The sequence below is a fragment of the Paenibacillus sp. RC21 genome, assembly GCF_044907935.1.
Lineage (GTDB): Bacteria > Bacillota > Bacilli > Paenibacillales > Paenibacillaceae > Paenibacillus > Paenibacillus terrae_A.
Window position 1 is genome coordinate 188361 of sequence record NZ_JBIYCS010000002.1, and the last position, 20205, is coordinate 208565.

The window sequence follows — 20205 nt, forward strand, 5'->3', positions numbered from 1 at the left end:
AGCACAAACTTTCGTCCTTTGCATACAAAGGATGAAAGTTTTTTTGTATATTCAGGATTTTGCAAAATCCTCATATTAAAAAGAGTACAAATTAAGGAAGTGGACGTCTTGTCAACACGAATCGTCATTAAAATCGGAAGCAGCTCCTTAACCGGAGTCGAGGGGGGCTTGAATCGGGAAGCCATTGCTTATTTTGCACGCGAAATCGCCGGACTTCGTTCGAAGGGCCATGAAGTGCTGCTGGTCACATCAGGGGCAGTCGCCGCCGGGTTTCGGGAGATCGGGTACCCGTTTCGCCCCAAGCTGCTGCATGAGAAACAAGCGGCGGCAGCCGTAGGTCAGGCGCTGCTTATGCAAGCCTATCAACAGGCTTTTAGGGATTTTGGCTTGGTGAGCGCGCAGATCCTGCTGACACGCAGTGACTTTTTGAGCCGCAAACGGATGAACAATGCTGGAATGACCGTAGAAGAACTGCTGCGCCAGCAGGTCATTCCGATTTTTAACGAAAATGATACTGTGTCGATTGACGAATTGAAATTTGGTGATAACGATATGCTGTCTGCGCTGGTTGCCAATCTGGTCAAAGCACAGCATTTGATCATTATCACAGATACCGATGGCGTATATACGGCAGACCCGCGCAAGCATCCGAACGCCGTACGTTTTGAACGCATCGACGAGATTACCGAGGAAATTTATGCATTTGCTGGAGGTTCCGGGTCAGCCGTAGGGACTGGCGGTATGCGATCCAAGATCGAAGCAGCCAAAGTCGCCACACGCGGTGGTGTACCTGTGTTTGTGGGACGTGTCAACGCAGACGGAGATCTGGATGCCGCCGTGGAGGGACACGGGCCGGGGACTTATTTTGACACCCACCTTTCTTCCCTGCCGATGAAAAAACAATGGCTTGGCTTCATGTCGACGCCGCTCGGTACGGTGCATGTAGACCAGGGAGCTGAGGAAGCGCTGGTGAACGGTGGTCATAGCCTGCTTCCCGTTGGCGTACGGCGTGTGGAAGGCAGCTTTCATGCCGGAGATGTCGTTGAGGTGCTGGGGCCGGAAAATAAGGTATTGGGGCGCGGCATCGTCAATTATGACGATGGACAGCTTCGAAGCGTACAAGGATTACCAAGCGGCGAGGTTGTGGGCAAAATCGGTCCCATTCACCGCCTTGAGGTGATTCACAGGGATGAATGGATTACATTATAAATGCGGGGAGGCCGTAACATGAGTGAATTAACGACGAACACAGCCACAACAGATGAAAGCCAGTTCAGTGAAGTACGCGCCAAAGCGACTCTGGCCAAAAAAAGCGCCGGGGTCATGAACCGACTGACGACAGCACAAAAAAATGAAGCGCTGCTCGCCATGGCTGAAGCACTGGTAAATCATACGGAAGAGCTGATTGCAGCGAACAAAAACGACTTAGAGCGTGGACGCGAACTGGGAACGTCGGAATCGCTGCTCGACCGCCTCAAGCTGACCGAGGACCGTATCGGGGCCATCGCCGAAGGCTTACGCCAAATTGTGGAGCTGCCTGATCCGGTCGGTGACATGCTGGAGCATATCGAACGTCCAAACGGTCTGCGTATTGAGAAAATACGTGTGCCGCTAGGTGTCATCGGCATCATCTATGAAGCGCGTCCTAATGTGACGGTAGATGCTGCGGGCCTGTGTCTGAAAACAGGAAATCCGGTTGTACTTCGTGGTGGCTCGGCTGCCCTGTTTTCCAACCGCAAAATCATTGAAGTTCTCCAACAGGCGTTGGACACAACTGCTGTACCGCGCGATGCGCTTCAGCTCATTGAAGATTCAGATCGTGCCTCTGTCAACGAAATGCTCACGCTGAACGGTTTGCTGGATGTGATCATTCCACGCGGCGGGCGCTCGCTTATTCAAAATGTTGTTCAAAATTCCACTGTGCCTGTTATTGAAACCGGAGCTGGCGTGTGCCACACCTATTTGGATGCTACGGCAGATACACAGATGGCTGAGGCGATTACGCTGAACGCCAAGGTGCAAAGACCGTCGGTATGTAACTCCATGGAAACACTGCTCGTTCACTCGGATTATGCACAAGCACACTTGACGAGTTTGGCAGAACGTTTTCGTGAAGCTGGGGTCGAGCTGCGCGGCTGCGCACGGACACGGGAACTGGCTCCCTGGGCTGTTCCAGCCACGGAAGAGGATTATGGCACCGAGTATAATGATTACATTATGAACATCAAGGTAGTAGACAATTTGGACGAAGTGCTGGAGCATATTGCCCGGTACGGTACGATGCACTCGGAGTGTATTGTGACCGCAGATAAAGCCCATGCCGAACGTTTTCTGCAAGAAGTGGACGCGGCAGCCGTGTATCACAATGCCTCCACCCGCTTCACGGATGGCTTTGAGTTTGGATTTGGTGCCGAGATCGGGATCAGTACACAAAAATTACATGCCCGCGGTCCAATGGGACTGCCTGCGCTGACTTCAACCAAATATCGTGTGTACGGTACTGGACAAATCAGGGAATAATATCATTTATCAATCCGTATCCTTGGAGGTTATGAAACCATGTGTGAATCACAAACAAAGGCTTTAATTCAAGAGCAAATTACGTTTTTCGGAGCAGGCTCGATGGCAGAGGCTATTATCCGCGGGATGATGGCCCGTTCCGTTGTGAAACGTGGCGGGATTACGGTCATCAACCGCAGCAATCAGGCACGCCTGGAGGAACTTCAACAGCAATATGGGGTGTTGTTCCAAACCGAGGATGCCGCCAAAATCGATCTGCTGCGCCGTTCTCCCGTGATTGTGCTTGCCATGAAGCCCAAGGATGCTGCACAAGCCCTTGGACAGCTCGGTCCGCTCCTGTCAGATGGGCAGTTGATCATTTCGGTGATCGCTGGACTATCCATTCGTACGATGCAGACGTTGCTTGGCCGCAAGCAGCCCATCGCCCGGACGATGCCGAACACATCCAGTTCGATTGGACTGGGAGCAACAGGCATCAGCTTTTCCAAGGAGATTAGTGAAGACCAGCGTAAAAACGTACTTACGATATTCGAATCTGTAGGTACGGTAACAGTTATAGAAGAAGAGAAAATGGATGTTTTGACCGGGATTTCCGGAAGCGGCCCTGCCTATGTCTACTACTTGATGGAAGCCATGATTGCTGGGGGAATCCGTGGTGGCTTGACTCCTGAGCAAGCGCACGAACTGACAGTGCAAACGGCACTTGGAGCGGCACGCATGGTACAACAAACCGGGGAGGAGCCTTCTGCCCTGCGCCACAAAATCATGTCGCCCAACGGCTCGACGGTAGCCGCGTTGGAAAGGCTGGACAAAGGCGATTTCTACGAAACGGTCATTGCGGCGGTACAACGTTGTGCTGAACGATCCCGTGAGATGGGAGCTGTACTAAAGGAGGGAATTGAATGAGCTATTGCTTGGCGACCTACCGGGTATACGATGACAAAGCCGACTTTAACACAAAGGCCCAATCCATTGCCATCGGCATGACGGTGGGCAGCTGGACCGAGCTTCCCCAAGCCAAGCGGGACGCAATGCAAAAGCATCTCGGCTCAGTTCAAGCTGTGGACGTTCACGATGGAGGGCCAGGTGAACGATATGCCGACCTGACCATTGCTTACCCGGATGTGAATTTCAGCCGGGACATTCCTGCACTGCTGGTGACGGTCTTCGGCAAAATTTCGATGGACGGCCGTATCAAGCTGACGAAGCTGGGCTTCTCGGAAGCATTCCGTTCTGCTTTTCCAGGGCCGAAATTTGGCATCAGCGGCTTGCGTGAGCAGCTCGGGGTATATGACCGTCCACTATTAATGAGCATTTTCAAGTCGGTGATTGGCCTTAATCTGGACGAGCTGAGAGAGCAGTTTACCCGACAAGCCCTGGGCGGCGTCGATCTGATCAAGGACGACGAGATTTTGTTTGAAAATGCGCTGACGCCGATTGAAAAACGCGTCGAAGCCTGCATCAAAGCCGCCGAAGCGGCTGAGCGTGAAACCGGTAAAAAGCTGCTATATGCAGCTAATTTAACTGGACCAACCTCTCAGCTCAAAGCGCAAGCCCTCAAGGCCATCGACGCAGGCGCAAATGCCCTGCTGTTCAACGTGCTGGCCTATGGCTATGATGTGCTGCATGAACTAAGCAGCGATCCCGCTATCTCGGTGCCGATTGCAGCCCACCCTTCGTTGGCGGGTGCTGCTTATCCGTCACCGCATTATGGTATTTCGGCGTCGGTGCTGCTCGGTCAGCTCATGCGACTGGCAGGAGCCGACCTCGTGCTCTTCCCTTCTCCTTACGGCTCGGTTACGATGCCGCGTGAGGAAAACATGGCGATCCGCGATGAGCTGATCACCCCTGAGCTGCCGCTAAAGGCCAGCATGCCTGTGCCATCCGCAGGGATTCACCCCGGCCTGGTGCCGTTAATTGTGCGTGATTTTGGCACAGATGTTGTCGTGAACGCCGGGGGCGGCATTCACGGCCATCCGCTCGGCACCGAAGCAGGCGGACGCGCCTTTGTGCAGGCGATTGAAGCTGTGCGTCAGGCTGTGCCGCTGGCGGAATACGCCCGCACGCACCCCGAACTGCAATCCGCGCTCGACATGTGGGGAGGTGAACGATGAGTACAGCGAAGAAGCCCGTCATTTTTTGCGATTTTGACGGGACGATTACGAACAGCGACAATATTGTCGCCATTATGAAGCATTTTCAGCCTGCGGGCTGTGAGGCCATCATACATGATATCGTGAACGGACAGACGTCCATTCGTGAAGGCGTGGGTGCGATGTTCGCTCTGATGCCCTCGACGCAAAAAGATGAAATCATCTCTTATGTACTTGGACAAGCTGGTATACGCGAGGGCTTTGCCCGTTTTTTGGACTATGTACGGGAACAGGATATTGAATTTTTTGTCACCAGCGGTGGTATTGATTTCTTTATTGATCCACTGCTGAAGCCTTTCGACATTCCACAGGATCACGTTTACTGCAATGGAGCCGATTTTTCCGGCGATCATATTGAAATTACGTGGCCTCATCCCTGTCAGGAGTCGTGTACAAACGATTGCGGTATGTGCAAAACAACTGTAATTCGTCAGTACCCTGCCGAACAGTACGAACGAATTTTGATCGGGGACAGCCTGACGGATTTTGAAGGAGCCAAAATTGCTGACCTCGTGTACTCCCGTTCGCACCTGACTTTAAAGTGTCAGGAGCTGGGCGTACCACATGTGCCCTTTGAAACATTTGACGACATTATTAAGGATTTAAAGCAAAAACAGGAGCAAGGGGTGCTGTAAATGAGCTATAGCTTGGCAGACATTACGTTGGAAGAAAAACGCCGCGCACTGGAAGAACTCGCTGATGTCAAGGAGCTATTCGCATCTCGCAACTGGTTCCCCGGCACGAGCGGCAATTTGTCGATACGGATCGGGGATTTTCATCCTGAACAATTTTATTTTGCAGTTACTGCCAGCGGCAAGGATAAAACCAAGCGGACACCGGAAGATTTTCTGTTCGTGGACCAGCACGGAAAAGCGGCAGAAGCCACAAACCTCAAGCCAAGCGCCGAAACGCTGATTCATTGCGAAATTTACCGTCTGACAGGCTGCGGAGCCGTTTTCCATGTGCATACGGTGTTCAACAATCTCATTTCTGAATACTACGGGGAACAAGGCTCTGTACCTGTGCAAGGCATTGAACTCATTAAGGCTTTTAACATTTGGGAGGAAAATGCTGCGATTGACATTCCTGTGCTGCCGAATTACGCGGATATTGCTTCGATTGCCAAGCTGGTGCCGGGTGTGCTGAATGATCAGGTGCCAGGAATTTTGCTGCGTAACCACGGCATTTATGCGTGGGGGCGTGATGTGTTTGAGGCTAAAAAGCATCTGGAGGCGTTTGAATTTTTGTTTGAAGTGACGTACCGCTCGCTGCTGCTGAGACCTTAGTTATGAAGAGCGACTTGCTACATGTGCGCCTGCTTTAATTGAAAAGTGCAAATTGAATGCAGAGAACGTAGCCCCAGCGAAAGCAGGGGAGCGTTCTCTTTTTATTAATAGAAAAGCAGCCTTGGACGTGAAGCAAAAGTCCCGACTGCCTTTGTATCATTATTGAATTCATTTGATCATTTCAGGATGCTTCTCAGACTTTGTGCAGCTTCACGTGGGGCTTCTGCCCATGAGATGGCTGAAATGACCGCTATGCCATCTGCTCCTGCCTGTAGGACGTTTGTTGCGTTGTCCGCTGTAATGCCGCCAATGCCTACCAGCGGAAGGCTTGCACCACCTGCACGTAGCCTGCGGACCATTTCCGGTCCCTGCACAGGATGTGCATCCAGCTTGGAACGAGTCGGGAACATCGGCCCTGCGCCCGCATAATCAGCGCCAGCGCGTACCGCCTGCTCTGCTTCCGTTAGGCTGTGTACCGATACGCCGATGATTTTGTCGCCCATTCGGGAGCGCACGCGGCCTGCAGGCTCGTCATCTTGTCCGAGATGGACGCCGTCTGCATCCACTGCCAAGGCAAGCTCGACATCATCATTGACGAGAAATGGAACATCATACTGATGGCATAGCCTCCTTGCTGCTTGAGCAAACTCGTGCAAGCGACTTCCCGTTAGACAGTCCGCACCCTTTTCACGCAATTGAAAAAGGGTCACACCTCCCTGCAACGCTTCCTCCAAAACCATCAGCGGATCACGGCCGCAATTCACACTGCCCATGACCAAATAAAGACGCAGATGCTCCCGCATACACCCTATATCAACTCTTGGCATCGCTTCGTTCCTCCCTCATTGCCCTGCTCCACACAAACGCTCCTTCTCCTGTCCAGCGTGCGTTCCATGCCCAATGGTTCGTCGGCCCATGCCCACTTCCGATACCCAAGCCCTGCTCAATCGCCGCCTGTATAAAAGCCTTGGCCGTCTGCGCCGCCTCGGGTACACTTCGTCCTGCCGCCAATCCAGCCACCAGCGCCGCTGAAAAGGTGCAGCCCGTTCCATGGGTATGCGGGGTATGAATTCTTGGTCCGTCCAGTTCAGTAAAATCGCGCCCATCGAACAACAAATCCATGGACCGTTCCTCTTCCGCGCTATGCCCTCCCTTGATGATTACGTAGCTGGTCCCCAAATCAGCCAGCATTCGAGCCGCTTCCTTCGCATCCTCACGACTGGAGAGGGTTAAGCCTGTCAACGCCTCTGTTTCCGGAAAATTTGGGGTGACTACCTTCGCCAACGGCAACAAATACGATTTTAGCGTTTCCACTGCCTCATCTTGAAGTAGAGAAGTTCCGCCCTTAGCGATCATTACCGGGTCTACGACAACATTAGGCCATCGGAACTGGCGAATTTGCGCGGCTACCTGACGAATGACCTCAGCCCCTACGAGCATACCCGTTTTAACGGCATCAGGCGATAAATCCGTACCTATGGACTGTAATTGAGCCTCTACCATGGCAACAGGGACAGGATGAACAGCTTGTACACCGCGTGTATTTTGAGCAGTAACTCCCGTCAGGGCAGACATGCCGTACACGCCCAGCTCCTGAAAGGTTTTTAAATCAGCCTGTATGCCTGCACCCCCTCCGCTGTCCGAGCCTGCAATGGTCAATGCTTTGTACACCGTATGGGTCATAGTTGTGGCCCCCTGACAACGTCTTGCCGCTTCCAATTCTGCCGCTCATCCTGAATCTGATTTTTGGTATAAAGTAAAATGAATTTCAATATCAAGCGAACCCTGCTCCTTTGATGACAGGAGCCTGCGCTTCTTTCCAGCCGAGAGCTATGGTTTTCAGCATGCACATGCTCAAGTGTATAAAACAACAAAAAAAACACTATGCAAAAGCAGAGTGTTCCTACACTAAGGTCCCTGCGCTGGCATTATCCAACAGGTTCATACGGTCTACGACAGATTAGTCGTACTCTCAGCTTGCTTCCGCAGGCTCCCGTGCTATTTTTTTATAATCGTAACCCTTTATGCTGTAAAAAGCAACGTCCCCTATTGGGGACGCTCCAGCCTGAATTGCTCTCCCAGCTTTGCATAATCATTTCCGGCCAAACGACTCACCGGACGCAGCTCCTTGGCGATTATGTATGTATTTTGATACGCTTCCTCGGACAAATGATACTGCACCACGCGCCCGATCAGCAGATCGCAGGCAGGTGCGCCCTCTGTGCCCCCCAGCGGTATCGCCTGCTCCAGGACACATTCCATGCGTATTTTCGCTTCAACCACGCCAGGAACCACAATTTTTGTGCTTTTTATCGGCGTAAGTCCGGCTAGTGTGATTTCACTTTCCTCCGGCGACAGACGGGAAGCCGTCACATTCACCGCGCCCACATTGTCCTCATCCGTAATATGAACGACAAAGGCCTTTTGCTCCATCGCATTACGTGCTGTATCCTTGGACACCCCATCGACACGTTGCACGGACACAGACAGAAGCGGCGGCTCGGAAGCTACGATGGAAAAATAACTGAACGGCGCACCATTAAGTACCCCTTCACTGCTCAGTGTCGTCACAAAGGCTACTGGTCTTGGGATAATGCTTCCGGTTAACAGCTTATAATTTTCACGCCCTGTAAGTGTATCAGGATTTAGTGATATCATTGTTTTCCCCTCCTATTTTTCAATTACATTTCCCTGATTATCGCGCAAGGTAACCGTAATCCCTTCGGGTACAGCAATCGTAACGTCGAGCTGATGCTGGGGCTGCATATAACGTGTCGGGATTTGGCTCAGTAGCACATACAGCGTATCTCCGATATGCTTTGTCTGATACAGCTCCTGTCCTTTTGATTCATCCTCGTTGCCTGTATAGACATAACTTCCGAACACATGCACCTCTGGTGAGGTAGTTGCGTCAATTTTGACCGCATAGGGATTCTCACCCTGCACGATCACCTTGGTCACTCCGGCAGGCAATTTTTCATGCCAATCAGGAAGGACCCTTGTTTCCTGAACCGAGCTCATCATATCCCTGACTTGCGAAGTAAGTCCCAGTGAACTGACCAAAGCAAATCCGATACAACAAAAAACCAGGACTGCTGTAATAAACATACTGAACAAATCATAACGGATGCGCTCACGTGTCCCTTTCCACGCCGTATACATTAAAATTTCGAGTCCCAGCAAAACAAAAACGACAGGCCACCACGTCAACGCCTGATCCAATATGCCCGCTCCCCAAAACTTGGAGGCAAACGTTACTCCTCCCAACAAGACCAGAAAAAGTCCCATCGACAGTCTTCCGACCTTCCAAACCCCTGCCGGGGCGTTTGGTGTTTTGGAGGAGCTGCTATTGTTGGTTGATGTACCCAATATACCTGTAGAGCCTCCTGTATCGCTATGAGGATGATGGACTCCCTTAAAGGGAGCCTCACTCTTTGAAAACTCAGTATCCATCCTATTGTTTCTCCTTTACCCGTTTAGATTTGGAATTACCGATCATCATCCAAATACCACCGCCAATCAACAATAAGGATACGATAATCGTCCGTAGATACATGTCAACCAAATTATAAATCTCTCCGTTCGGAAACAGACGATCCAGAGTAGGAACAAGTACGTTGATCAAGATGTAATAGGCACCCAGCAATAGCAACCCCAAACCTACCCAGCGGTCATATTGTGCAAACATACCGATCACAGGCTTGTCAATCAACGGTTCCCGTCCATAACGGCTTACTTGCTGCAATGCATCAAAAAAGCTGTAAAACCAGACCACCGGGATCAGGAACAAAAAGAGGGACAAATACAGTACATCCAGCATGTAAATGCCGCCTAAGAACAGAAGCATCAGCTGAAGACCACGTTTTTGCAGACCGATATACATATGTCCCGCCCCGGGAAATACCGATAGAATGGTAGCCAGCATTTTGCTACGCCGCCCCTCGACTCTTCCATGCTCCAGTTCTTCAAATAAAGTCCGATCCTGAAGAATTTCTCCCGCTTGTTTACGATGTACATGCTGCACCGCATCAAACATACAATACAGCCATATGATCGGCAGCACGCCCGCAAACGCCATAAATCCCGATTCGTTTGTAATGCTGGAAATAAAAACGAGAATCGCTCCAAAGCCAAAGAAGGACATCAGGAAAGACAAACCACGCTGCATCAGCCCCAAATGAAGGTGTCCCAATCCTGGGATGAACGACAGCAATATGGTGAAAAAACGTTCATTGTCCGATCCTTTTTGAAAAGCAGGCGATCCTGCCACACCGTAGTGTCCTTGTTCATAATAGTTATAGCCTGCACCATAACCCATCTCTGCTCTCGGTGCATCCGTATCTGCGTCTGTTGCACCCTCCGGTACCTCTCCCGTTAAACCTGCATCTCCATAAGGCCTACTTTGAGAGTAAAAGCCATATGGATTGGGGCCTGCATGAGGGGGATATGGAGCAGCGACTGCACGAGGATCATAACGCAACAAGCTAATAATGATATGCAGCATACTGAGCCCCCAAAAAAGAGCGGCAACAAACATACTGGCCAATAAAGGCATTTCGTCGCTTGAAACCACCGAAAAAAATATTCCTCCCGCCAGACATCCGAAAAACAAAATGGTGTATACAAACGCATTGGCTTTTCTGGTCCAGTAATAGTGTCCCACACCGGGAATGATGTTCAACAGAAATGCCAGAAGCTTGCTTCGTTCCGTATAAGGCACCGATACACTTCCTCTCTAATCTTGGGATTTTGATTAAATCCTCATCTGAAGGTTTGAATTAAACCTTTTTATCTGTCACTTTAATTTATTTTAGGGCTTTAATTTGTCCAGCCAGCTTGTCGTAGCCCGCATGACCTCTTCACTGTAAGAGACGCGTTCTTTCGGAGGAACGGGCCTACCACCGGTTTGCGGCATCATTTTGTCAAAAGCACCACTGGACAGCAGAATTAGCGTCAGGCTTGCTGCAATTACATAGTGAAACACAGGTTTTTCAAACCAGCGGCGTTTATTGAGGGTAGCTTGACTTGCTTCTGCTTCCTTATCGGGAAGAGCAGCCATTACCTGATCTGTGAAGCGTTCCGTATCCATCCAGGCAAAACAATCTTCCAATGTCGACTCCAGCTGCTCCATTGCAACAAGATATAAGGCCAGCGCCTGCTCATCTTCCAGCAGAAGCTTTTCCAGCCGTTCAGATTCCTCTGTCGTGCAAGTTCCTGTAATATAAGCGTGCCAGTCATTCATCTGCCCTTTAGTCCACAGTTTATCATGTTGGTCAGTCATTGCCATTCCTCCTCCTTCCAGTGATTTCGAATCCACTGCCGTGCCCGGTAGAGTCTGGACTCTACTGTTTTTAAGGCTACTTGCGTCTCTTCTGCAATTTGATCGTAGGTTTTGCCCTGCATATAATAGTCTTGGATAATATCCCGATGCTGCTGGGGCAGCTGGGCGATTTTTTGCGATAGTTCCACATTTCGTTCCTCGCGGATCAGACGGACCAGCACATCCTCATCCCGGGAAGGGAGTTGAACGAGGGTTTCTGCCACATCTATCAGCTCTGCGGGCCGCCTGTCCTGTTTGCGCTTGATATCCAGCGCTTTGTGGAGCGCAATTCGGGTCAGCCACGTTTTAAAACCTTCGTTCCGGTACTGGGGGAGAGACTTATACACCTGAACGAACGCTTCCTGCGCGGCATCTTCCGCTTCTTTGCTATCATGCAGCACCGAATAGGCCACATGATACACATGCTTGCTATACAGCTCTACCATCTCACGGAACGCCTGCCGGTCACCAGACCGTATTCGTTCAATGATTCTCTCTATATCAATGACGCTCTCCCCCTTCCCAATACTATAGACGCCGGAGAATTTACTCCCCCTGCATATTTCGAAAAAAAATATTTAAAAAAGGACACACCCTCCTCACGGAGTAGCGTGTCCTCTATCGCTAAGCTGCTGTTTGCTCAAATATTTTACTTGTATTCATTTAACTTTTTAGTCACTTTAAGCAAGCATTTAATGTAAGCCTTGCTGCTGCCTGAAAACCTCAGTCTATCGCTTTAGCTGCGTCCGCTCCCACGGAAACGCTGAGCGTATTCCTTTGCATCCTGTGCATTACGGACACGGTTTCGGCTCCATTCCAGCAAAATGCGGTCAATATACCGGAAATGCACCTTCCCTGCAAACACCGCTTCCTTCAAGGCCAGCAAAATCAGCTCCTCAAGATACCGATCCTGATCCACCCAACTGGTGATCGTCTCGTATTCCATCGGTGACAACGGTCGGCCGAATTCCTTCTCGAAAATCGTAAACAAATTCCGTTCCTCCAAAGGCGGAGACTCTGATATCCCATTCAGCACATCCGGTTTTCCAGCAAACAAAATATCATCATCATCGCTTTGCTCCGTGCGCTCGGGTATCATACATTCCGCCAGCTTACGGTACAGCCCCGTTAGATTGTAGCGTTCAAATTGCACGGACGAGTTGCGGTCTTCCACAGTATCAATCCGCAGAAAACCCTCCTTCATCAGCTTGCTGAAATAGAGCCCGATTTCGTTCGCTGTACATCCGATACGGGCCTGCAATTGCTCCCAGGTTGGAAATTCATTACGTTCGGCTTGTTTAAAAGCAAGCAACTGCATAAGCAGAAGCATTTCGCCATCTGTCAGCCGAAGCGTCCGGTAATGCTTGAGCAGGGAGTAGGGAATCTGGACCATTCCGGCTTCCATAGCAAAGGCTACTCCCTCCGCCCACTCTGCCGCTGATGTCTTGTCGAATGATCCGGTCATCGGTTACGGATACAAACGATACAGCATACGTGGGAACGGAATCGTTTCACGCACATGATCTAGTCCACAAATCCATGCTACCGTACGCTCCAGTCCCAGTCCAAAGCCGGAATGCGGAACGGTGCCGTAGGTGCGCAGATCCATGTACCATTGGTAAGCTTCACGCGCCAGGTTATGCTCGTTAAAACGTTCTTCCATCAAGGCCGGATCATCAATCCGTTGGGAACCCCCGATAATTTCGCCGTAGCCTTCTGGAGCGATCATATCAGCGCACAGGACAACCTCCGGACGAGTTGGATCAGGCTTCATATAAAATGCCTTAATGTGAGTCGGCCAATGTGTAATGAACACTGGCTTGTTGTATCTCTCAGCAATAGCCGTTTCATGCGGAGCGCCAAAGTCCTCGCCCCAAGGGATATCGAATCCTTCTCCTTGAAGGAAAGCAATCGCCTCATCATACGTAATGCGCGGGAATTCTCCCTGAATTGGCTCCAGCTTCGAAACATCGCGTCCGATCGTTTCAAGCTCTTTTGCACAATTTTTCAGCACTGATTGTACGATATGACTCACAAACTGCTCCTGTACGCGCAAAGATTCCTCATGATCTACAAAAACCATCTCCGGCTCGATCATCCAGAACTCAATCAGGTGACGACGTGTTTTAGACTTTTCCGCACGGAAGGTTGGACCAAACGAGTATACCTTGCCAAGCGCCATGGCTGCCGCTTCCATATACAACTGTCCGCTTTGTGTCAGATAAGCATCCTCGTCAAAATATTTGATATGGAACAGCTCTGTTGTGCCTTCTGCGGAAGAAGGAGTCAAAATTGGCGGGTCCACCTTTGTAAAGCCATTGCCGTTAAAAAATTCCTGTACCGCACGGATAATTTCCGCCCGTACGATCAGAACCGCGCGTTGCTTGGCGGAACGCAACCACAGGTGACGGTGATCCATCAGGAAATCTACACCGTGTTCTTTTGGCGTGATCGGGTAGTTTTCTGTCAAATGAATGATTTCAATGCCCGTTACCGTTAATTCAAAGCCGGATTGGCTACGCGGTTCTTCGCGCACAACTCCGGTAACATACAAAGAGCTTTCTTGTGTCAAGGATTTGGCATCATTCCAAATGTCCTCGGACACCTCGCTTTTCACGATAACCCCTTGAATATATCCGGTACCATCGCGCAGTTGCAGGAACTGGATTTTACCACTAGATCGTTTATTATTTACCCAAGCGCCGATTGTAACCGTTTCCCCTACATGGCGGCCCACTAGGGCAATCGTACTTTTATTCGTCATGACCGTCTCTCTCCTCTTAACCGAAAATCAAACAGCCCTTCCCCCTGGGTCAGGCTGTTTGCTCTCGCTGTTTGGTACATACGGAACCTATTTAAGTGATAGCCCGTATGCATAAAGTTTAAACTTCGGGTCGAACTACTGAACCAGACGGTACGTGTCGCGGGCAATAACCAGCTCTTCGTTCGTCGGAACGATCAATACATCAACCTTCGAATTTGCTGTTGTAATCCGGCGAGGCTCGCCAGAACGAATAGCGTTCAACGATTCATCCAGCTCGATACCGAGGAATGTCAGTTGCTCCAACACTCTCTTACGCAGAACGACGGAGTTTTCGCCTACACCTGCCGTGAATACGATCACGTCTACCCCATTCATTGCCGCGGCATACGAACCAATGTATTTGCGCAGACGGTATTCATACATTTCAAATGCCAATGTAGAATTAGCTTCGCCTTTTTCCATACCTTCCGTGATTTCACGCATATCACTGCTGATACCGGAGATAGCCAAAAGTCCACTGTGCTTGTTCAGCATGGAGTTGACTTCATTGACGGTCAATTCTTGCTTGTTCATCACATAAGGCACGATTGCCGGGTCCAAATCACCACTACGTGTCCCCATCATAAGTCCTTCCAGTGGAGTCATACCCATGGAAGTATCTACGGACAAACCGCCTTGAACCGCTGTTACACTACCGCCGTTACCGATATGACAAGTGATGATTTTCAACTCTTCCAAAGGACGACCGACGAATTTGGCGGCTTCCTTGCTTACATAATCATGGGAAGTACCGTGTGCGCCGTAGCGACGGACCTTGTACTTATTGTACAACACTCTTGGAATGGCGTACATATAAGCTTTTTCAGGCATCGTTTGATGGAATGAGGTATCAAATACAACAACCTGCGGTACATCCGGCATATTCAATTCAGCCGCTTTAATACCCATCATGGAAGCCGGGTTATGCAATGGAGCAAGGTCGAACAAGCGGCGGATTTCACTCTTCGCTTCAGGCGTTACAACCGCTGACTGCTTGAAGATTTCGCCTCCATGAACAACGCGGTGTCCCACAGCCTCAATTTCGCTAGTGCTGGAGATTACACCATGTTCCGCATCTGTGAGTGCATTCAGCACTTTACGGATCGCTGTAGTATGCTCCAGAATTTCGCTAACCTCAGTGTATTCTTCTTTGTTGGTTGGCTTATGCGTCAGGATGGATGAATCCATACCGATGCGCTCGACCAATCCTTTTGCCAGAACGGACTCGTCCGACATATCATACAGCTGGTATTTCAGGGAAGAACTCCCTGCATTAATTACGAGAATTTTCATACCCGGTCACCATCCTTGTCGTACTTAAAGAAGCCTTCTCCTGATTTCACGCCCAGATTACCTGCACGCACCATTTTCTTCAGGACGATGGACGGACGATATTTCAATTCACCGAATTCACGGAACATGCGCTCCAGAGCAGCCAAAACGGAATCCAGACCAAAGCGGTCAGCCATTTCCAAAGGACCGCTTTGGAAGCTGTAGCCGATTCGCATAGCATCGTCGATATCTTCAGCGGAAGCTACGCCCTCTTGAAGAACGTGAGCTGCTTCATTAATCAGCAGGCAAATGATACGGCTTGTTACAAAGCCCGGGGATTCATAAATCATAACCCCTTTTTTCTCCACTACTTCTTCAACAAACATTTTTGTGTTTTCAAACGTATCGTCCGAAGTTTTCAAGCCACGAATAATTTCCACAAGATCAATGCGGGATACTGGATAGATAAAGTGCATACCAATAACACGCTCAGGATACTTGGTCGAGCTGGCAAGCTCGGTCAGGCTCAGCGTGGATGTATTACTTGCAAGAATAATGTTGTTTGGACACACATAGTCCAGTTCTTGGAAAACAGCTTTCTTCTCGTCCAGATTTTCTGTAATGGTTTCAATGACCATGTCACAGCTTCCAAGCTCAGCCAAATGAGAAACTTTCTGGATGCGGGATAAAATCAATTTTTTCTCCGCTTGTGTGATTGCCCATTTTTCCAGTTGCTTGTCCAGACTCGTTTCAATCATATTGTAGGCGTAGTCTAGTTTCTCTGGTGTCTGCTCTACCAACAGCACATCAATTCCTTTGGACGCGAGCATTTCAGAGATACCCTGTCCCATGGTGCCGCCGCCGATGACGCCGATTTTTTTAAATTGCATGGTTCTTTACTCCACCCTTTCCTGGTCACTCTCTTATATTGTATCCTTCTTTGTCGAAAAATACATGTTTATGTCCCAATAGCTAATAATATCTTAGCACGGACTAAAAGTAAAAAAAAATAACCAGCATAAAAAATTATGCTGGTAATAGAGCATTTTCACTAAATTGACATCTAAATTGATCCCCGGACAGGGTTTCTTCCTTCATAAGGATGTCAAGAGAGTTGTCGAACACTGGACGATGCTTTTCGAGCAGCTCCAAAGTACGGTTATGAAGGTCGTCCATAATCTCACCATTTTCGCGCATGAGTTCTTCTTTCGTTACCATTTCCATGTTAATAATGCCAAGTGAAGTCAAACCGGAAGTCATCATCGTATGAACAATGTTCAGCGCCTGCTCAAAATCGTTGCTAGAGCCTGTACTGCGACCGCCATAGTACATTTCTTCCGCCGTAGCTCCTGCGAGCGAGATCATGATCTGCTCCTCCAGGAACTGCTTAGTATACAAATAATGCTCTTGCTGTGGATTGTGCCGCACATAGCCGAGCGCTTTCCCACGCGGGCTGAGCGCTACCTGGCTGACACTGCCCGGACGAACGATTTCAGCCATAATAGCATGTCCCAGTTCATGAATCGCTACACGTTTTTTCTCTTCCAACGTTGATTCACGATCCGTTTTCTCACCCATCATCACCTTGTCAATCGCCATCGACAGATGCTTTTGCGCAATCGTTTCCTGTTCCTGTCTCATCGCATAGATTGCCGCTTCGTTCATGACACTTTCCAGCTGTGCACCGGAAAACCCGTAGGATTCCTCAGCAATTTTGTCCAGATTCGCCTCTTCCTGAATCGGTTTGTTTTTGGCATGGATTTTAAGAATATGAAGACGGCCCTTCTTATCAGGCAAGTCCACTTGAATATGACGGTCAAAACGCCCCGGACGCGTTAAGGCGCTGTCCAGCATTTCTTTACGGTTTGTAGCCGCAATGATCAAAATGCGCGGAGTATCTGCTGAATAGATGCCATCCATTTCAGTCAGCAACTGATTCAAGGTTTGGTCATATTCACGTTGCTGTCCACCCTCACGCTTGCCGCCAATCACGTCGATCTCGTCAATAAAAATAATAGCATTTTCCTTCTTTTCCTTGGCTGCACGAGTGCGGGCCTCCCGAAACAGCTCGCGGACACGGCCTGCACCAACACCTACGTACATTTCAACAAACTCACTGCCTGAAGCGGCAACAAATATAGAATTGGTATAGTGCGCAGCTGCCTTCGCCATCAGTGTTTTCCCGGTTCCCGGAGGGCCTGTAAGCAAAACACCTTTTAATGGACGAATGCCAAACTTGGAAATTTCATCATGCCGATTCAAAAAATCCAGCGCTTCACGCAGCTCCTGCTTGGCGCTTTCTTGCCCGCCGATTTCCTCAAAAGTCAGCTTGTCCGGGCCATTCTTTTTACGTTTACGTTCTTGCCCGGCCCCTACAGCCAAACCTCCACGTGCATGCATGAGCATTAACAAGCCGCTGAGCATCAAACCTGCGATAAGAAAAGGGATAATATTCACCCCGATAAAAATGAGAAATATAATGGTCACCGGCACAATGCCGATTAGTGCTTCCTTGATCCATCTAGGCATTAGGCCATACCCCCATTTGCTGAGATTGACGTGGCAAAACGATAAACTTGGTCGCTTTGCCTTCGCTGAGTCGGATATAGACGTTGTTTGAATCCATATCGGTATCGGCCTCGATACCGGTTTTTTTCTTTTTCATCTGCTCGACGGTAGATGAAATTTGGGTGTATTTTTTATTTTCCATCGCTTCCGCTACCGGAAACATGGCCTCAGACCACCACTGGTTCAACGCTGGATTGGAATGATCCGCAATTTCCAGCTTAACTGTACGGCTGCCAATGATGGACTGTCCTTTTTGCTTAACTACATTGACCAATCCGGCGACATCTGCCTGCGGTTTGAGATCCAGATTCAAAACAACCTGATCCGGTTTAATATCTATTTGAGCGCTTGTGACGCCGGGATATTGGGAAACCAGTTTTTCCAGAGGACTCTGCATTGTAAACTGACGGTAAATAAACCATCCTCCAAACAACAGCGATGCTGCCAGAACCGCCGCAACAACGATAGGAACTGCACGTAATTTCAAATAACATCCTCCTCTCAAAATGTAAAACACAGAAGAAACGGGACGAATGTCAACACATAAACCAGACTGCATGATCTACAGTGATCAGCAAGTCTTTTTCTATCATTTTTGTCTATCACTTATAAATTATATTATATCATAACGTATATCTAATATCGAAGGCAATGTGTGGGGGAGTTGCGGTTGGGCAAAATCATTGGTTATGGTGGTGGGGAGGGGAGGCGCTATGTGGAGGATTTGATCTTACGATCGCTGTTGCCGCCGGATTTTTTTCGATTAGATTTTTATGGGGAAAATCCGGCGGCAAAGGCGAACGCTATCGCTTCTCCAGATTCAAATCCTCCACTCCGCTACTGCACAGCCATAAAGATGAATTTGCCTTAGGAGAGAAGTTGGGTAGATAAAGATGCTTTGCTGGCTTTCAGCCAAGCTTCGCGGAGTGAGTTAAAAAGACGTAAATACGAATTTTATCGTATTTACGTCTTTTTTTTGTTGTGATGTCTACTTCTTTTTATGTGTAAGAAAAGATTCTCATACAGCATTTTAGCTCTCATATTGCAACCTTACACTATATCTAAAAAGGATTCATAATTGCGTCATAATACAACCTTTAAATCTTTTAAAGGAACATCATGCCACCGTCGATCAGTGGGGATTGTCCTGTCATGTAATCGGAATCAGGGCCTGCCAGGAAGGATACGAAGGCAGATACGTCTTCCGGTGTAGAAAGACGGCCCAGGGCAATTTTACTGCCGAATTCCTTGGTCGCATCGCCAGTAGCTTCACCTTTGGATGCCGTAATTTCTTTATCAATGCCACTCCACATTGGCGTTTGTACAATGCCGGGGCAGTAGGCGTTAGCTGTAATACCGTATTGGGCATATTCCTGAGCGGCGGTTTGTGTTAGGGCACGAACTGCAAATTTGGTGGCGGAGTAAATACCCAGGTTGGCATTACCGACATGGCCTGCCTGAGAAGAGGCATTGATGATTTTACCACCATGACCCAGTTCCTTGAACTTGGCGGCTGCTGCCTGAATGCCCCATAATACACTGGTCACATTGATGTGGAACAGCTTGTCAAAATCAGCCAGCGTGACATCCTCCAATAGCTTGGCGGGAGCAATCCCCGCGTTATTTACAATGACATCAAAGCCACCGAGTTTTTCAGATGCTTCCTTTACAGCCGCAAAAACCTGATCCCGGTTGGAAACATCGACTTTAAGCGCAAGCGAGCGCCCTCCTGCCTTTGTAATCTCACCAGCAACACTTTGGGCCGTTTCTTCATTCAAATCCACGATTGCCACTGCGAAGCCATCTTGACTGAGGCGTAAAGCAATAGCCCGTCCAATCCCTTGACCTCCACCCGTTACTAATGCAACTTTCCCATTCACTTTACCCATGTTCATGAATCTCCTTTTTGTATAAGTAGTCATGATAACATAGCCACAAAATTATGGGTTACGTTAGTCTGCACCTATAATTAAACCATTTTAAGGAAAAAAATATTATGATATATGTAATAGACTTCATGTTTAACCTGTTTAAGGGAAATTCAAGTGATACTATAATAAACACTTACCCAAACAAAAAAACTAAAAGACGCAAATGCGAGAAATATCGCTTTACGTCTTTTTAGTCTTCAATGATTCAAAACTACACATTCTTTTATAAGACAATGTCTTCTAATTTCACATATCTTTTTTAGTAAAAACGATTTTCCAGTTCGTACAGAATTAGTTTGGTGTAAAACCCAAAACGGAGACAAGCGCAGCGGCGTCCGTGCCCCCTACCCCC

At 49.0% G+C, this 20205-nt stretch carries 21 protein-coding genes; 7 read left to right on the forward strand and 14 right to left on the reverse strand.

Translation table 11 applies throughout. From position 1 onward, the window contains the following. Nucleotides 1-108 precede the first annotated feature (108 nt). Genes proB through ABIA61_RS05985 form a run of 6 tightly spaced genes read left to right on the forward strand, consistent with a single transcriptional unit; the run spans nucleotide 109 to nucleotide 5959 of the window. Nucleotides 109-1209, forward strand: a complete 1101-nt coding sequence (gene proB / locus ABIA61_RS05960) for a glutamate 5-kinase (protein WP_404580466.1) — start codon at nucleotides 109-111, stop codon at nucleotides 1207-1209. A gap of 18 nt (nucleotides 1210-1227) precedes the next feature. Further along, entirely contained in the window at nucleotides 1228-2520 is a 1293-nt protein-coding gene (locus ABIA61_RS05965; RefSeq protein ID WP_404580467.1) for a glutamate-5-semialdehyde dehydrogenase, read from the forward strand. A gap of 39 nt (nucleotides 2521-2559) precedes the next feature. Further along, nucleotides 2560-3426, forward strand: coding sequence for a pyrroline-5-carboxylate reductase (gene proC / locus ABIA61_RS05970; protein ID WP_283652203.1), 867 nt, complete (start codon nucleotides 2560-2562; stop codon nucleotides 3424-3426). After that, a complete protein-coding gene (locus ABIA61_RS05975) occupies nucleotides 3423-4634 on the forward strand; it encodes a 2,3-diketo-5-methylthiopentyl-1-phosphate enolase (RefSeq protein WP_404580468.1) in 1212 nt (403 codons plus the stop codon). Before proC ends, ABIA61_RS05975 begins: the two co-directional genes overlap by 4 nt. Next, entirely contained in the window at nucleotides 4631-5308 is a 678-nt protein-coding gene (locus ABIA61_RS05980) for a 2-hydroxy-3-keto-5-methylthiopentenyl-1-phosphate phosphatase (RefSeq protein WP_404580469.1), read from the forward strand. Before ABIA61_RS05975 ends, ABIA61_RS05980 begins: the two co-directional genes overlap by 4 nt. Then, nucleotides 5309-5959 carry a methylthioribulose 1-phosphate dehydratase gene (locus ABIA61_RS05985; RefSeq protein WP_404580470.1) on the forward strand — a complete coding sequence of 217 codons (651 nt, stop codon included), beginning with the start codon at nucleotides 5309-5311 and terminating at the stop codon, nucleotides 5957-5959. It begins immediately after the preceding gene. 176 nt (nucleotides 5960-6135) lie between these two features. Here the strand turns inward: ABIA61_RS05985 and thiE are convergent, their stop codons facing one another. From thiE to ABIA61_RS06050, 13 genes are all read right to left on the reverse strand, one after another. Continuing rightward, on the reverse strand, nucleotides 6136-6786 hold the full coding sequence (thiE, locus tag ABIA61_RS05990) for a thiamine phosphate synthase (protein ID WP_404580471.1): 651 nt from the start codon (nucleotides 6784-6786) through the stop codon (nucleotides 6136-6138). Continuing rightward, the gene (gene thiD / locus ABIA61_RS05995; RefSeq protein WP_404580472.1) at nucleotides 6773-7642 is read right to left on the reverse strand and encodes a bifunctional hydroxymethylpyrimidine kinase/phosphomethylpyrimidine kinase; all 870 of its coding nucleotides are present in this window, start codon (nucleotides 7640-7642) and stop codon (nucleotides 6773-6775) included. Before thiD ends, thiE begins: the two co-directional genes overlap by 14 nt. Nucleotides 7643-8005: 363 nt before the next feature. Then, complete coding sequence (locus ABIA61_RS06000; RefSeq protein WP_404580473.1) at nucleotides 8006-8617, reverse strand: flavin reductase family protein; 612 nt, start codon at nucleotides 8615-8617, stop codon at nucleotides 8006-8008. 12 nt (nucleotides 8618-8629) lie between these two features. Further along, entirely contained in the window at nucleotides 8630-9412 is a 783-nt protein-coding gene (locus ABIA61_RS06005; RefSeq protein WP_283652210.1) for a hypothetical protein, read from the reverse strand. A 1-nt stretch (nucleotide 9413) separates the two neighbouring features. Further along, nucleotides 9414-10679 (reverse strand): multi-tm2 domain protein, encoded by a 1266-nt coding sequence (locus ABIA61_RS06010; RefSeq protein WP_404580474.1) that lies wholly within the window; start codon nucleotides 10677-10679, stop codon nucleotides 9414-9416. 90 nt (nucleotides 10680-10769) lie between these two features. Then, nucleotides 10770-11240, reverse strand: coding sequence for a hypothetical protein (locus tag ABIA61_RS06015; protein ID WP_404580475.1), 471 nt, complete (start codon nucleotides 11238-11240; stop codon nucleotides 10770-10772). Beyond that, entirely contained in the window at nucleotides 11237-11725 is a 489-nt protein-coding gene (locus tag ABIA61_RS06020) for an RNA polymerase sigma factor (RefSeq protein ID WP_283652212.1), read from the reverse strand. The genes ABIA61_RS06015 and ABIA61_RS06020 overlap by 4 nt, the downstream gene beginning before the upstream one ends. 290 nt (nucleotides 11726-12015) lie before the next feature. Continuing rightward, nucleotides 12016-12744, reverse strand: a complete 729-nt coding sequence (locus ABIA61_RS06025) for a DnaD domain protein (protein WP_283657120.1) — start codon at nucleotides 12742-12744, stop codon at nucleotides 12016-12018. Nucleotides 12745-12747: 3 nt separating this feature from the next. Then, nucleotides 12748-14043 carry an asparagine--tRNA ligase gene (asnS, locus tag ABIA61_RS06030; protein ID WP_283652213.1) on the reverse strand — a complete coding sequence of 432 codons (1296 nt, stop codon included), beginning with the start codon at nucleotides 14041-14043 and terminating at the stop codon, nucleotides 12748-12750. A 135-nt stretch (nucleotides 14044-14178) separates the two neighbouring features. Beyond that, nucleotides 14179-15375: an acetate/propionate family kinase gene (locus ABIA61_RS06035; protein ID WP_044648435.1), complete on the reverse strand. Its 1197-nt coding sequence runs from the start codon at nucleotides 15373-15375 to the stop codon at nucleotides 14179-14181. Next, on the reverse strand, nucleotides 15372-16244 hold the full coding sequence (locus ABIA61_RS06040; protein WP_044648436.1) for a 3-hydroxyacyl-CoA dehydrogenase family protein: 873 nt from the start codon (nucleotides 16242-16244) through the stop codon (nucleotides 15372-15374). Before ABIA61_RS06040 ends, ABIA61_RS06035 begins: the two co-directional genes overlap by 4 nt. Nucleotides 16245-16380: 136 nt before the next feature. After that, the gene (locus tag ABIA61_RS06045; protein WP_283652214.1) at nucleotides 16381-17883 is read right to left on the reverse strand and encodes an AAA family ATPase; all 1503 of its coding nucleotides are present in this window, start codon (nucleotides 17881-17883) and stop codon (nucleotides 16381-16383) included. Further along, on the reverse strand, nucleotides 17876-18409 hold the full coding sequence (locus ABIA61_RS06050) for a hypothetical protein (protein WP_044648438.1): 534 nt from the start codon (nucleotides 18407-18409) through the stop codon (nucleotides 17876-17878). Before ABIA61_RS06050 ends, ABIA61_RS06045 begins: the two co-directional genes overlap by 8 nt. A gap of 164 nt (nucleotides 18410-18573) precedes the next feature. Between ABIA61_RS06050 and ABIA61_RS06055 the strand changes: the two genes are divergently transcribed. Continuing rightward, nucleotides 18574-18813, forward strand: a complete 240-nt coding sequence (locus ABIA61_RS06055) for a hypothetical protein (protein WP_404580476.1) — start codon at nucleotides 18574-18576, stop codon at nucleotides 18811-18813. A gap of 215 nt (nucleotides 18814-19028) precedes the next feature. Here the strand turns inward: ABIA61_RS06055 and ABIA61_RS06060 are convergent, their stop codons facing one another. Then, the gene (locus ABIA61_RS06060; protein ID WP_283652215.1) at nucleotides 19029-19811 is read right to left on the reverse strand and encodes a (S)-acetoin forming diacetyl reductase; all 783 of its coding nucleotides are present in this window, start codon (nucleotides 19809-19811) and stop codon (nucleotides 19029-19031) included. Between the last annotated feature and the right edge of the window lie 394 nt (nucleotides 19812-20205).